This window comes from Rhizobium leguminosarum bv. viciae USDA 2370 (assembly GCF_002008365.1).
In the GTDB taxonomy this organism is placed as follows: domain Bacteria; phylum Pseudomonadota; class Alphaproteobacteria; order Rhizobiales; family Rhizobiaceae; genus Rhizobium; species Rhizobium leguminosarum.
Map to the genome: position 1 here is coordinate 732,253 of NZ_MRDL01000051.1, position 15,266 is coordinate 747,518.

At 60.3% G+C, this 15,266-nt stretch carries 10 protein-coding genes; 7 read left to right on the forward strand and 3 right to left on the reverse strand.

Going from position 1 to position 15,266, the window contains the following annotated elements:
* Window positions 1–43 precede the first annotated feature (43 nt).
* The gene (locus tag BS629_RS30370; protein WP_018242045.1) at window positions 44–2,194 is read left to right on the forward strand and encodes a mechanosensitive ion channel domain-containing protein; all 2,151 of its coding nucleotides are present in this window, start codon (window positions 44–46) and stop codon (window positions 2,192–2,194) included.
* Window positions 2,195–2,658: 464 nt separating this feature from the next.
* On the opposite strand, the gene BS629_RS30375 is transcribed toward BS629_RS30370, so the two are convergent.
* The 3 genes from BS629_RS30375 to BS629_RS30385 form a co-directional block, all read right to left on the reverse strand.
* Window positions 2,659–3,684, reverse strand: a complete 1,026-nt coding sequence (locus tag BS629_RS30375; RefSeq protein WP_018242044.1) for an ABC transporter permease — start codon at window positions 3,682–3,684, stop codon at window positions 2,659–2,661.
* A gap of 42 nt (window positions 3,685–3,726) precedes the next feature.
* Window positions 3,727–5,268, reverse strand: a complete 1,542-nt coding sequence (locus BS629_RS30380) for a sugar ABC transporter ATP-binding protein (protein ID WP_026188391.1) — start codon at window positions 5,266–5,268, stop codon at window positions 3,727–3,729.
* 82 nt (window positions 5,269–5,350) lie between these two features.
* Window positions 5,351–6,313, reverse strand: a complete 963-nt coding sequence (locus tag BS629_RS30385; protein ID WP_018242042.1) for a sugar-binding protein — start codon at window positions 6,311–6,313, stop codon at window positions 5,351–5,353.
* Between the two features lie 349 nt (window positions 6,314–6,662).
* Here BS629_RS30385 and BS629_RS30390 point away from each other — a divergent pair, with 349 nt between their 5' ends.
* From BS629_RS30390 to BS629_RS30415, 6 genes are all read left to right on the forward strand, one after another.
* On the forward strand, window positions 6,663–7,751 hold the full coding sequence (locus BS629_RS30390) for a LacI family DNA-binding transcriptional regulator (protein WP_018242041.1): 1,089 nt from the start codon (window positions 6,663–6,665) through the stop codon (window positions 7,749–7,751).
* Between the two features lie 419 nt (window positions 7,752–8,170).
* Window positions 8,171–9,877, forward strand: coding sequence for a biosynthetic-type acetolactate synthase large subunit (gene ilvB, locus BS629_RS30395; protein ID WP_018242040.1), 1,707 nt, complete (start codon window positions 8,171–8,173; stop codon window positions 9,875–9,877).
* 245 nt (window positions 9,878–10,122) lie between these two features.
* The gene (locus tag BS629_RS30400; RefSeq protein WP_026188390.1) at window positions 10,123–13,365 is read left to right on the forward strand and encodes an adenylate/guanylate cyclase domain-containing protein; all 3,243 of its coding nucleotides are present in this window, start codon (window positions 10,123–10,125) and stop codon (window positions 13,363–13,365) included.
* A 74-nt stretch (window positions 13,366–13,439) separates the two neighbouring features.
* Window positions 13,440–14,120, forward strand: coding sequence for a peroxiredoxin-like family protein (locus BS629_RS30405; protein WP_018242038.1), 681 nt, complete (start codon window positions 13,440–13,442; stop codon window positions 14,118–14,120).
* Between the two features lie 111 nt (window positions 14,121–14,231).
* A complete protein-coding gene (locus BS629_RS40110) occupies window positions 14,232–14,573 on the forward strand; it encodes a hypothetical protein (protein ID WP_018242037.1) in 342 nt (113 codons plus the stop codon).
* Between the two features lie 160 nt (window positions 14,574–14,733).
* Window positions 14,734–15,261 carry a YidB family protein gene (locus tag BS629_RS30415; RefSeq protein ID WP_018445331.1) on the forward strand — a complete coding sequence of 176 codons (528 nt, stop codon included), beginning with the start codon at window positions 14,734–14,736 and terminating at the stop codon, window positions 15,259–15,261.
* The last annotated feature ends 5 nt before the right edge of the window (window positions 15,262–15,266 follow it).

Genomic DNA, 15,266 nt, shown 5'->3' on the forward strand with positions numbered 1-15,266 from the left:
AATCCGGCAAAAGCGACGACACCATCGCGGGGACCACGGCCACATGCGCATCATCGACGACCGTCATCCCCTCCGCAGAGTGCGTGCATTCGTGGCGGTGGTATTTTCAACGCTTCTGCTGGCGAGCGCAAACCCCGCCTCGGCGGCTGAGCCGACCAATTCCTCGGCGCCGATCCGGGTTATTATCGAATTGCCGAATGATGATTCCGGACGAGCGCTGGTCGGCCGGATCGTTCCGGGCAATCAGGAACCGGCGCAGCCGGTGGCAGTCTCGCAAGAGGCGGCACCGACTTCGATTGCCACGTCACTACAGGATTTGCGCCAGAGGTTGCTGACACTCGTCGATGCCGTTCCGACCCTTCCCGGGCAGATCCAGTCGGCGATCCGGGTCTTCCAAACGGATGATCGTATCGAACCTGTCGGCCTGATCTTGGCGGTCATACTCTTCGTCGCAGGCGGGTTCGTTGCGCAGCGCCTTGCCTGGTGGTCAGGGCGAGGGCTGCTCCATTTTGTGCTGAACGCGCCTGCCGACACCGTTCGGCAACGGATCAAGCTCCACGCCGCCCGGCTTTCAATGGGTCTTCTCGCGTTGGTCGGTTACCTGATCGGAAGTCTCGGCGCGTTTATCCTCTTTCCATGGCCTGCCGTGTTTCGCGATATTGCGCTCATCCTGCTATCAGCCGCGCTCATGGTGCGCCTTGGCGTGCTTGTGGGCCGTATTGTCATCGCGCCAGGCGCCCGTCTGCCGCATATGCGGCTTCTGACGCTTGTCACCTCGCTTGCCTGGTTCTGGTACTACTGGCTCCTCGGAATCGTCACAGTGCTGGCGGCTGGCTGGGCCACCATTGAAGTGATGGGGACGATCGGGGCTTCACCTATCTTGGCCGACCTCTTTACCGCAGCATGGCTTGGTGTCGTTTCAATCGCTTTTATCGTTATGATCTGGCTGCGGCACTTTCGTTCTGATGGGCCGCCTGTGAGCCGGCTGGTCTGTGTCGCCTTCAGCGCGAGCATCCTGCTATCGTGGCTGTTATGGGTATCCGGGCTCCGCGCTGCATTCTGGACGGTGATCATCATTACGCTTCTGCCGCTTACCGTTTCGGTGGCTCATGATATCATTCGTCGCATTATTCAATCCGGGGAGGGGCAGGCGGTCGAGGATCCGGCCATCGTCGGATGGTCCGTTGTCATCATGCAAACGCTGCGGAACGGTCTCATTGTGGTCGCCGCTCTCCTCATTGCCCGCGCGTGGAATGTCAATCTCAGTGACCTCGCCGCAGCCGAAACCGTGACCACGCGTTTGATCCGCGCCGGAATCCGCATCGTTATCGTGTTGCTGGTGACCGACGTTATCTGGAAGCTCGCAAGCACGTTGATCGACAGTCAGATGGCGGTGGCGTCGCGAAGCGTGCAGGAAGGGCATCAGGAAGGACCCGATGTACGCCGGCGTCAACGGTTGAATACCCTCCTGCCCATTCTTCGCAATGTACTGTTCCTGGCGATCGGAGCCGTCGGCTTCCTGATGATCCTGGATGCCGTCGGCATTCAGATCGGACCGCTGCTGGCAGGTGCTGGCGTCGTCGGCATAGCCGTCGGCTTCGGCGCCCAAACACTCGTCAAGGACATCATCTCCGGCGTCTTTTATCTGTTCGACGATGCCTTTCGCATCGGCGAATACATTCAGGCGGCGAAATATAAAGGGACGGTCGAAGGTTTCTCGCTGCGATCGATCCGCTTGCGCCACCATCGCGGTCCGGTCACCATCGTTCCCTTCGGCGAACTGGGCGCGGTGCAAAACCTCAGTCGCGACTGGGTCATCGACATCATTACGCTCACCCTGAACTATGACAGCGATCTTGAGGAGGTCCGCAAGACCATCAAGCGCATCGGCGTTGAGCTTCTGGAGGACGCCGAACTCGGGCCCAACATCATCGAGCCTTTGAAAATGCAGGGGATCGAGCAGATGGCGGACTACGGCGTGCAGATTCGGCTGAAGTTCATGACAAAACCCGGCGAACAGTTCGGCGTTCGCCGAAAGGCTCTCGCCATGCTCAAGAAGACATTCGCGGAAAAAGGCATCCAGTTTGCAACGCCGACTGTTCATGTTTCCGGCGGTCCCGCCGATGCCGCGGCTTCTGCTGCCGCAACGGAGCTGCAAAGACCATCGAAAGTCATCTCGACACTTGAGGAATAGCAACGGCGGGCGGACAGGCGCGCTTTTCGTCGAATCCCGTCAAAGCAACTCTCTGACCCGGACGTTGCGGCCAAGCGCGTCGTCCGAGACACGGGTTTCGAAAGAGTTTGTTGGCTGGGATCAGTTGTTCCATGAGGGTACTTTCGCCGGTGAACTCGTCGATGTGCTGGATCGTCAAGACGCAAATTCGAGCAGGCCGATTTTAAAAGAGTGGACCTGTGAGATGGATGACGAAGGTATGCCATTGTAATCAAATGGCATCTTTCTGTTCCATAATCTATCTTATGCGATATATGTGTGTAGCCGGGTACATTCTATTTCCAAGCGCGACTTGCGAAAGATGCCAATGGGTTATCGCTCGCAAGGAAAGCGCAATGAGACACACCTACTCCCATATCGACCTGGATGAACGCCGCAAGATCGCTCGCTGGTCACGATACGCGTGGCCGCTCCCATCCACTGACCTAGTCCTGATTGGCAACCACTGGCAAACTGCCTTCGTTGGAATGACGGGTATCGGTCTGCCGGGCGGCAGAGACAAGGCGGCGCTTTGCGCGGATCGCGTGCCATTGTTGGTCGATCAGAACGCCGATGAGGATCACGCCACCCATGACAGCGAAATTCAACGACGAAGGGATACCAAGTAGATTCACGAGATTCTGCAACTCTTGGAGCAGGACCGTCCCCAGCACGACGCCGACGATCGATCCCTCGCCGCCGCGGAGCGAAAAGCCGCCTAGTACGGCAGCGGCAATCGCGTAGAGTTCGTAGAACTGGCCATGGCTCGCCGGCGAGATCGAGCGTGTGTACATGGCGAAATAAATTGCCGAAAGCGCCGTTAGCAGCCCGCAGATGACATAGGCCGACATGACCATGCGGCCGGTACGGATACCAGAATAGCGGGCCGCCTCCTCGTTCTTGCCGATTGCGTAAAGATAACGCCCGAAGACAGAGCGATGCAGCATGACCCACATGACCACGGCAATGATGACGAGTGCGATGAAAGTGTTGGGAACGCCGTAAAACCGCCCAGCGGTGAGGAATTCGAGGTCTGGGAAATTCTGGCCGAAAGCAAAGCCCGCCGTTCCGTCGGCCGTATAGAAGCGCGCTGCCCCACGATAAATCAGGAGGCCGCAGAGGGTGACGACGAAGGGCTGCAGGTTGAGCCGGGTGATCAGCCAGCCGTGGACGGCGCCTATGACCGCGCCAAGCACGAGAATGAGCGGCAGCGCCAGCATCCAGGACATATCCTGGACCGCGATGAAATCGACGAACAGCACGCCGAGAAGCGCGACGAGCGAGCCCACGGAAAGCTCGATACCGCCGGTAATGATGACAAAGGCTTGGCCAATCGACAGGATGCCGAACAGGCCGATCAGGTTGGCGGTGTTGGCCAGGTTGATCGGTAGCAGGAAGCGCGGATTGATGATGGCGACGACGATGCCGACGACGACGATCAAAAGCAGCAGTCCGAGATCTTTTTTGATCATTCGAGATCCATCCCCGATACTTATTTATATTGGCCGCAGCCGCTATTTTACCCGTTTGCCGACAGCAAGCAAAAGGACGCTTTCCTGGCTGATTTCGTCCTCTTCCAATATGCCGGCGATCTGGCCCTCGTGCATGACGGCGATGCGGTCAGAAACGCCGATCACCTCTTCCATGTCGCTGGAGATCATCAGGATCGCCACTCCGGCATCGGCAAGCGCTCGCATCAGGCCGTAGATCTCGTTCTTCGCGCCGATATCGATGCCGCGCGTCGGCTCGTCGAAGATCATCACCCTCGGGCTCATCGACAACCATTTGGCAAGCACTACCTTCTGCTGGTTGCCACCGGATAGAGTGCCGGTTCGCGTCGAAACGGAGGGCGCCTTGATACCGAGGCGAACGCGCTGTTTTTCGGCCGCCGCCTTCTCCTGCTCAGCGGAGAGCATGAAACGGCTGGAGAGCTTGGGGAGATCGGCAAGGGTTATGTTCTGGGCGATCGGGAAATCAAGAAGAATGCCGTTGCGCTTGCGATCCTCCGGCACCAGGAAAATGCCCCGAGCGACGGCGTCCCGGGCAGACCCGATCGCAATTTGCCGCCCGTCCTGAAGAATGGCTCCGCCGTAGCTCCGGTCGATGCCGAAGAGTACTTTTGCAAGCTCGGTGCGGCCCGACCCAACGAGCCCTGCAAGCCCCATGATTTCTCCATACTGGATTTCCAGATCAACGGGACGCCCGGGATAGGCCTCGGTGCGCACGCCGCTTGCCTTCAGCGCCACCGAGCCGGGCGAGCGCTGCGGTTTTGCGGTCCGGGCCGCAAGCACCCGGCCGATCATCAGCTTGACCATCTGGTCGTGGCCGATGTCTTTCTTGGCGAGCGTGCCGACGAGCGTGCCGTCGCGCAGGACTACGACGCGGTCTGCGACGCGCTCAACCTCGTGGAGGCGATGCGAGATGAAAATTACGCTGATGCCATCCGCTTTCAGCGATTTGATAATGCTCAGGAGCCGCTCGGTCTCGGCCAGCGGCAGGCTGGACGTGGGTTCGTCGAAGATGACGAGCCTGGCGTTGATGGACAGCGCCTTGGCGATTTCCACCATCTGCTGCTCGGCAAGGGAAAGCGATGCCACGGGTGTATCGGCGGAAAAATGAGCCCCTACCCGCTTCAAGAGCGGCTTCACCATGTCTCGCAGTCGATCGCGATCGACGAGCTTGAAAGGTCCCGCCTTCAGCGGTTCGCGGCCCAGGAAGATATTGGCGGCAACGTCGAGATTCTCAAAGAGATTGAGTTCTTGGTGCACGAAGGCAATGCCGGATGCGATGCTCGATTCTACAGTGAGGAAACGAAGCTCCGTGCCGTCGAGCAGGATCGTGCCTCGGTCGGGGGCGATCACGCCGCCGAGAATCTTCATCAGCGTCGATTTTCCAGCCCCGTTCTCGCCGACGAGGCCGATGACCTCTCCTGGCATGATGTCGATCGACAGGCCCTCAAGCGCAACGACGCCCGGATAGGTCTTGCCAACGCCGGAAAGCGACAGGAATGGCGTTGCAAGCGCGTCCGGTGACGGGATGTCGGAGCTGTGGTTCATCGCCTGTCCATGGCTGCCAATGGCTGTGTCGGCATGAGACGTCTTTCGCGGCAGCGGCAAGTGCCACCGCCGCGAAGGAGGATTATTTTCCAGACATGGCCTTCAGGCTAGCGGCATACTTGTCGACGTCATCCTTGCCGATGATCACCGTCGGGATGATGATCAAGCCGTTGCTGGGAACGCCTGATTTGTCGCCCTTGAGGTAGGCCGCCATCAGCTTCATGCCCTGATAGGCCCACTCGAACGGCTGCTGCACGACGGTCGCTGCGATCGTGCCTTCCTTGACGCCGCCGAGCGTGATCGGATCGTCATCGAAGCCGACGACGGTGATCTGGCCGAGTTTGCCGGCGTCGCGCAGCGCCTCATAGATGCGCGGCGTATTGTAGGAGTAGAAGCCGACCATGCAGGTGACGTCGGGGCTGGCCACCAGCGCGTCCTCGACGTTCTTCTTTGCGCGCGTCTGGTCGATATCGTCGCCGCGTACATCTGTCAGCTCGATCTTCGTGCCCTTCAAGCCGTCCTTCATGCCCTGGATGCGTTCTTTGGCATTGTCGGCGCCGAGCAGGCCGACGAAGCCGATGCACTTGCCGCCGTCCGGCATCGCCTTCTTGGCGATTTCGGCCGCTTGCAAGCCGGCGTCGATATTGGACGAGCCGATATAGGCAACGCGGTTGGTCTGCGGCGCGTCACTATCGGTCGTGAAGAGAGCAGTCTGCGAGCCGATCTTGTTCAAGCCATCCGTCTGGGTCTTGGGATCGACCGCGGAGACCATGACCCCCTTGACGCCGGCACTGACCAAGTCTTCCATAAGTCGTTGCTGAACGGCGACAGATGCCTGCTCAGGGTACTTCAGCTCCATCTGGTAGTCAGGCATCTCGCCCTGCGCCTTCTTCACGCCCGCTTCTGCGGCTTTCCAGAAGTCGGATGCGCCGTTGACGACGAATGCAAGTGTCGGTTTGTCGGCAGCATGCGATACGGCAATCGGCGCCGCGCTCAGCATCAACCCGGCGAAGAACAAGGCTGCATTGCGTTTCAGCTGTTTCATAATACACCTCCCGAGGGGCCGCAGTTGCACGGGCCCGTTTCCGATTTACGGCCGGCCGGATGCGCGCCCCCTCCTAGGGCCGTCGCCAAGCGACGAGTGGCATAGGTTCCGATCGCTCCCTGACGGTATACAAGAAATTTAATTAGTAAATAGTATTATCAATGCAGATCAAAACATTTCATCACGCAGTGGCCAGGATGGCTATTTTGTACTGGCAATGGCCAATAACTGATAGTGTTGCAACAATTCATGCAATTGCCAGCGCTTTCAGATAGATGCTAATATTAATTAGCCGAAACGACGATCAATCCACCCGACCCTATTATCCCGAGAGAGACAGTTTCCACGAATGCGAAAACCCAAGACCCAAAATAAGCCTGCGCGCGTGACGATGATGGACATCGCCGCGGCGGCTGGCTGCTCGCAGGCGGCCGTCTCCTTCGTCCTCAACGACACGCCCGGCACCCGTATCTCACAGCAGACGCGCGACCGCGTATGGGAGGCGGCGCGCGCGCTCGGCTACATGGAGAAGACCTACACGACGAAGGCCTCCTATTCGGGACTGGACAACGTCATCGGTTTCGCCGTGGATCAGCTCGCCACCAGCCCGGAAGCGATCGTTGCGATCGAAGGCGCGCGGCAAGCCTCCTGGAACGCCGGCAATGTCCTTTTGGTAACCCAGACGCTCAGTGATCCCGTCATGGAGCCGAAAGCAATCGAGGCGTTGACGAGCGGAGGCATATCGGCGCTCATATATATGACAATCTATACCCGCCAGGTGGAGCTTCCTTCCTATGTCCGCAAGCTTAACATCCCGACGGTCCTGCTGAACTGTTATACGGCGGACCATGCTTTTCCCGCCGTGGTGCCGAGCGAGATCGCGGGAGGGCAGAGCTCCACGCGACATCTGATCATGCATGGACACCATCGTATCGCGACGATCACCGGCGAAATCTGGATGCAGGCTGCGCAGGACCGGCTGACGGGATATCGCCGCGCGCTGGCGACCGCCGATATACCCTTCGATCCGGAATTGGTCATTGAAGGCGACTGGTCGGCCAGTGCCGGCTATGCCTCCACGATGAAACTGCTTGCTTTGAAAGAGCCGCCCACTGCGATCTTCTGCCAGAACGACCGCACCGCCATCGGGTGCTACGAAGCGCTCAAGGATGCAGGGCTTCGCATTCCCCAGGACATGTCGGTGGTGGGTTATGACGACGAAGAAATTTCACGACATCTCGTACCCCCGCTGACGACTTCGGTCCTTCCACATCTTGCCATGGGGCAATGGGCGATCGAACATCTCAACCCGGAAAGTACGCCCGGCAAGCGCTATCCGATTGCGAAGCTCGAATGCTCGCTGGTTAATCGTCACTCCGTAGCCGCGCCGCGGGCCGAGGCGCGGCAAATCCTCGATGGCGCATATACCTCGCCATAGGATTTGGGTTCGCGCCGGGACCGAACGCCGCCGGCTGGCACGGAACCCCTGACCGGCGCGCATTGGAGGAAGTGGTCGAAGTCGCTTCGCGGACGATAGAACGGGAGAGTTTGCCTTTGGTCGATAGGTTGCGAACGGGTTGCCCCCTGCCCTTGCTTTGTCACTGACCGAACCACTGATCTCAAACATTCTCAACCACAGACACACTCTGCGCAGAGACGACGTTGACGACGTGTAGATTTGGAGCTAGCTCTATCGCCCATGAAAATCGCAATGGTTCTCGTAGTGGTGATATCGCGCATGGGCAGGACGGTCTGATCGTCCGGCAATAGCCACCCATGCGCCGAAAACAGGTCCCTGACGGGGCCTTTTTTTATGCCCCGTCGCACCTATCACCTCACTCACGACGGAACCCAGATATGACCGGCGAGAAAGCCAACTCTTCCCTCAATACCCCTTCTGATCGTCTCATGAACGGTGGCGAGATCGTTATGCAAGCGCTGCGCGACAACGGTGTCGAACACATTTTCGGTTACCCCGGCGCAGCGGTGCTGCCGATCTATGACGAAATCTTCCAACAGGAGGATATTAAACATTTCCTGGTGCGCCATGAGCAAGGCGCCGGACACGCAGCCGAAGGCTATGCCCGCTCGACGGGAAAGGTCGGCGTCATGCTGGTGACATCGGGACCAGGGGTCACAAATTCGGTTACGGCGCTGCAGGATGCGCTTATGGATTCCATTCCGATCGTCTGCCTCTCCGGTCAGGTGCCGACAAGCCTGATCGGCACGGACGCCTTTCAGGAATGCGATACGGTCGGCATCACCCGTCCCTGCACAAAGCACAATTTCCTGGTCCAACACATCGACGATCTGGCCAAAACGATCCATCTGGCTTTCCGGATCGCGGCGGCCGGTCGACCCGGCCCTGTTCTCGTCGACATGCCGAAGGACGTGCTCTTCGCCAGCGGGACCTACGTCTCACCTGACAAGGTATCTCCCCTGCCCAGCTACCAGCCCGCAATGCAAGGCGATCAGAACGCGATCCGGGCGGCTGTCGCATTGATGGCCGAAGCGCGACGACCTATCATCTATGCCGGCGGCGGCGTCATCAACTCGGGGCCGGAGGCGTCACGATTGTTGCGTGAGCTCGTCGACCTCACCGGCTTTCCCATAACGTCCACCATCTTGGGGCTTGGAGCCTATCCCGCCACCGGGCCGAACTGGCTGCGCGTCGCCGGACAGGGCGGCTCGCATGAAGCCAATATGGCAATCGGCGATTGCGACCTGTTGATCGCCATCGGCGCGCGCTTTGACGACCTTGCGACCTCGCGCATCCATGAGTTTTCGCCTCACTCGAAGAAAATCCACATCGATATCGATGCCTCGTCGATCAACAAACGCGTTCCCGTCGATATCGGCATTCAAGGCGACGCCGCGCACGTGCTGGCGGATATGCTCCATGCCTGGCGGTCACTTTCCTCTGTCCCCGACCAGAAGCGGCTGCGGGCGTGGTGGACACAGATCGACCATTGGCGACCCCGCCATTCGTTTTCCTACGAGCGGCTGGACCATACAATCATGCCGCAACACGCCCTTGAGCGTCTGCATGCGCTGACAAAGCCACACGACCCCATCATCGCCACGGAGATCGGTCAGCAGATGTGGGTGGCGCAGTTCTTCGGGTTCGACAAACCCAATCGCTGGATTACCTCAGGGGGATTGGGGACTATGGGCTTCGGTCTTCCTGCCGCCCTGGGGGCGCAGCTCGCAAATCCCGGCCGCCTTGTCATCGACATTGCGGGCGACGCGTCGGTGCAAACGACGATGAAAGAGCTGTCGACGGCGATACAGCATCAAGCGCCGATCAAGATCTTCATCTTGAGCGACGAGCATCCGGGCATGGCGCGACAATGGGGTCAAGTGCCGGATGGCAATGGTCGATCGCGCGCTTATTCGGCCTCGCTGCCCGATTTCACCAAGCTCGCCGAAGCCTATGGTGCCATCGGCCTTCGTTGCGAGAGCCCTCGCGAACTCGATGCCAGGATTGAGGAGATGATCAACGTGGACCGGCCGGTGCTCTTTGACTGCCGGGTTGCAAGGCTCGCCGACGCCCATCCGCAGTGACGGCGGATGATCGACACCCCAAAAGCAAGCCGTGCGATCCAGCAGCCGCCGCACGGTAAGTCCATTCGTTCGTGAACGCTCATGACGCCAAGATCGCCGTTCTCGAGCTGCCGAAGCTGTCCCCAGATCCGCCGCTCGTTTAGTGCTTGCGGGCCTGGGGCAGCAGGTTCATGCTTGTCCCCTGTCTGAGGCCTGCTGGTTGCGGCTGAAATAGCCGTACATCGGGGTTTCGTGAGATGCGTCCGATGGAGTGCAGCGGCTGCGGGTTCGATATTCAGAGCGGTTTTGCTTTCTGTCCGCGATGCGGCGCAAAGCAACCACTCTCCTGTGCTGCCTGCGGCCATCCTTGTCAGCCCGATTTTGCCTTCTGCCCCCGATGTGGTGCGTCGATACCAGGCACAGCGCAGTCCGCATCGAAGCCGAAGATCGAGGCGGTCCTGTCTAAATCGGAGGGTGACGCCGACCGGCGGCCGGTGACCGTGCTCTTTGCCGATCTCTGCGGCTTCACGACGCTGAGCGAGCAGATCGACCCTGAAGTCATGCGGGTGCTGCAGAACGAATTGTTCGAAGAGATGACCCAGGCAGTCGAAGCCTATGGCGGCTTCGTCGACAAGTTCGTCGGCGATGCGTTGCTGGCGCTGTTCGGCGCGCCGGTCGCTCATGAGGATGATCCCGTCCGGGCGCTCGGTGCCGCACTTGACATGATCGGTCGAGCGACGCAGGTCGGCGAGCGCTGGCATGCACGCGCCGGTGTGCCGCTGCGTCTGCATATCGGCATCAATAGCGGCCCTGTCGTCACCGGTGGCTTCGGTGCGGTCAGTACAAAATCCTATTCCGTGACCGGCGACACGGTGAATACCGCCCAACGCCTGCAGTCCATGGCCGGCGAAAACGATATCCTCGTCGGGCCGCTGACCTATCGCCTCACCCGCCACGCCTTTGCCTTCGAGAGTCTCGGCGCGCAGGCGTTGCGCGGCAAAAGCGGAAACGTCCTTGTCCATCGGCTGACCGGGCTGTCGGAAGCGCCGCATACGGCGCGCGGGCTCGAGAGTCTCGGCCTTCAGGCACCGATGATCGGACGGGATACGGAAATGTCGCGGTTGCTGACATGCCTCGACCTTGCCTGCGGCGGCGCGGCGCAGCTTGTCCGGCTGATCGGCGAAGCGGGCATCGGCAAGTCGCGGCTGGTCAACGAATTCGTCGCGATTGCCGGCAGTGCTGCCCGTTTCCAGGGCCTCGCCATCCGCAAAGCGACCTGCTCTCCGCTCGGCGAACAATCCTATGGCACGCTCGGCGCGGTCGTGCGCAGCGCCTACGGCATCGGCGAGCGGGATGATCTCGACAGGGCGCGGCAATTGCTGGCAACGGGGTTCCGCGCGCTCGATCTGACCCAGGATGAGGTCGAGGGACTTTTGCCGCTGTTTCTACATGTCCTCGGCCTCGGCGATCCCGATGGCGCGTTGCGGTACATCGAGCCGGAGCAGTTGCGGCGGCAGATCTTCTATGCCGTCCGCACGGTCTTCGAGCGGCGGCTGGCGCAAGGTCCCCTGCTGCTTGTCATCGAGGATCTGCACTGGGCGGACGCCACCTCTCTGGAAGTGCTTCGCTTCATGATGGACCGGCTGGAGCGCAGCCGGTTGATGCTACTTGCGGTCTACCGGCCGACATCGCAGACCGACCCTCTGGACTCCAATCGTGTCAGCGTCACCGTGCAGCGTCTTGCCCCACTCTTTGTGGCCGACGGGCAGAAGCTGCTTGCTGCGTTTTTTGGCGTGGATCATGGCAAGTTGCCGGCCACGATGCGCAAGCGCATCCTCGACCGCGCCGGCGGCAATCCGCTTTTCATCGAAGAAATCCTTCGGGCGTTGATCGACATGGGCACGTTGCACAATGACGGCCAGCGCTGGCATGTCGCAGCGGAAGACACGGATGTCGATATCCCGGTGAACCTGCAAGCCCTGTTGCTTGCCCGCGTCGATCGTCTGCCACAGGAGATCAGACGGCTGGCGCAAGAGGCGGCAGTGGTCGGCCCGAAGTTCGATACCGCCCTGCTCCGCACCGTCGCCACAGAGCCGGCCGCCATCGATGCTGCATTGGATCATCTCTGCGATGCCAATATCATCGAAGAATTGCGCGGGCCCGATGCGGGGCAATCGCCGGGCTATCGCTTCAGCCAGACGCTGATGCACGACGTCATCTATCACAATCTCCTGCTGCAACGGCGCATGGAACTTCATCGACGGATCGGCCAGGTTCTGGAACGTCAATATGGCGCAGCACCCGACCGGCCCGAGCACCTGGCGCAGCTCGGCCATCACTTCAGCCTGACCACAGAAAGGGCCAAGGGGGCCAGCTATCTGATGGCGGCGGGCGATCTGGCGCGCAAAACCTACGCCAATGACGATGCGATGCGCCTCTATCGTCAGGCCCTTGCCGCCCTCGCAAACGAGGTGGAGGTTACACCAGAGCAACTCGCGCTGCTGGAGCGTCTTGCCGATCTCTGCGGTCCCGCCGGTCTCCGCGACGCTGCCTTGAACCACTATCAGCGAGCGCTTGCGATCCACCGCAACAACAACCCTATCGCCGCAGCGCGGATATTGCGCAAGGTCGGCCGTTTGCATCTCGATGCAGGACGCCGCGATCAAGCGGAGACACATTTGGCCGAAGCCGAAGCAATAATCGCAACAATCGATGCGCCGGTCGAACGTGCACATGTCCTGCAGGAGCGCGGCCATCTGGCCTTCCGCATGGGGGATCAGGCCGCTGCCGCCGAGTGGGCGACGCTGGCACTGCAATCCCTGCAAACGCTGCCAATCGACGGGACAACCGAGGCCGGACGGGAGACGGCACGAGCGATGGCGGAGGCGCTGAACACCAAGGGTGCGGCCTTTGCGCGGCTCGGACGTCGCCGCGAGGCCGTGCAGGAAGTGGAGCGCAGCCTCTCGGTCGCCGAAAAGGCCGATCTGCAAAGTGCTGCCTGTCGCGCCTATTCCAATCTCGGCGTTCTCTACACGATTGTCGATCCGGCCAACGCCATCAAGATCTGCCGGCGCGGACTGGAGCTTGCGACCCGTATCGGCGATCTCGGCTTCCAGGCGCGGCTTCTCGCCAACCTCGCAGTTGCCTGCTGCACCTTCACCGATCGCTGCGCTGCCGAGGGTGTACCGGCTGCGGAAAAGGCCGTCGAAATCGACCGGGCACTCGATCAGCGCGACCATCTCTCCGTACCGCTGATCGTGCTGGGCCAAATTCATCAGTGCCACGGGCAGCCGAAGCTAGCTCGTAAGTATTACGAGGAAGCCCTTGAGGTTGCGAAGGAAATTGATGAACCGCAACTGCTCTTCCCGTGCTATGATGGCTTAGCGACACTCAGCCTTGAGCATGACGACATGGACGAGGCGGAACGGTATTTCACCCTGGCACAGGATGTGTGCATCCGCCACAACCTCGATCCTGGCACGCTCGTCGTCCTGCCGTTTCTCGACTGACTTGCCCTCGTTTCAGTGATCGCCGGAGATCGATTAGGCAAATCGATTCAACAATATAAAGGGAGGAACGAAACATGCATGAGAACCACGCCGGAAGACCGCTAAAGCCGGGAGATCGCGCGCCGAACGTGGTGCTGGACGCAATCACCCGCCAGGGCAAGGTCGCCATCGACGATTTTCGCGGCCAGAAACCGGTGCTCGTCGGCTTGTTCCGCGGACTGCATTGCCCGTTCTGTCGCCGGCAGATTGCCGCCATGGCCGAACTCACCGATGCCTTGCAGGAGAAAGGCATCGACAGCCTGACCGTTGTCAACACGCCGATCGACCGCGCTCGCCTCTATTTCCGCTACCATCCGCTTCCCAATCTGCTGGCGGCCTCGGATCCGGAACGGGTATCGCACAAGGCCTTCGGCCTGCCGAACCTTGAGTTTACCGAAGACGAGAATGACTGGCCGCACAAAATCAGCATGAGTGCGGTGACGTCGATGCGCATCGACATGCCGGACGAGCTTCCAGCGCCCATGGACCTGATGGCGGCGGTGGACTACCTCGACAAGGCGGACGGCTATGAATTCACCGAGGACGACAAGCAGATGATCGCCACCGGCCACGGCCAACTTGTCGGCGAATTCCTGCTCGATCGGGATGGAATCGTGCGCTGGTGTTTCACGGAAGTGGAGGAGGATGGTCGCCATATGTTCGGCGGTCCCGCCCCTCGGGAAGTGATGTCGGCAGCGTCGAATATGGCTGTTTGAAGCGAATGATCTGGGACGGCGCGGCGTGCCCGCGCCCATTCCACTTATCTTGAGGAACAAAACTCGCATGTCGATGTTGTCCTTGCGATGGCATGGCCATGGGAGGTACTCATGCGGAAATCACTTCAGTTCATACTCATCGGCTCGGCGGCCTTAACCGGGTTGACGATCTCGCCGACGATCGCGGCGGCGCAAGATTTGGAGTTGCGTGTCGGCCCCGGTGGCCTCGGCGTTTACGAACGTGATCGCGACCCTGATCGATATGACCGATATGGCCGGCGCGGACCACGGGGCTGCGATCCTGACGACGCTCTCGACATCGCACGCAGCGAAGGGTTTCGCAGGGCACAGATCGTACGCATGTCTTCCCGCACTATCGTTGTGCAAGGGATGACGCGCCGTGGACCGGAACGAATGACCTTTGCAAACAGGCGAGGTTGCCCGGAAATCTGACCGTTGCGTGAGCAACGAGGTGGACGGCCGGGCCTTCGAGGCCTCATACCAATGCGGACGGCGCGGCCTTGTTTCCAAACCGGCGCGGAACCTTTGAGCACTCAGGACATTGCGTCCTTGCGGCGCGCCGCGCTGCAGGAGCACCATAGGAGGATTCATCATGATGAGCGGTCAATTGAAGGCGCTTCTCGCCGTCCTTGCCGTTGCCGGCTACCAAAACAGAGACAAGATCGGGGAGCTCCTGCGGGGCATCCAGAACCCTCAGCAGGCGGGCGCAGGAAACCAGCAGCCCGGCGGACTTGGGGGCCTTCTTGGCGGACTGGGCGGCTCGGGTGGTCTCGGCGGCCTTCTCGGTGGGCTGACATCAGGCGGTATCGTCAGCGGTGGTCTCGGCGACCTGCTGAAGACGTTTCAGCAGAATGGTCAGGGTGACAAGGTGGAGTCGTGGATACAGCCCGGTCCGAATGCCGACATCGATGACGGCCAGCTCGCGGAAGCACTAGGTCCGGACGTTCTCAACGAGATCGCTGCCAATACCGGCCTTTCGCATCAAGAGATTCTTGGGCGACTGAAGCGCGATCTTCCCAAGGCTGTCGACGACCTGACCCCGAACGGAAAACTGCCCACCGCCGAAGAGGACTTTTTGTCTTCCGCGAGCCAATCAACTGCGCGGCCCGGCACCGTCTAGATCGG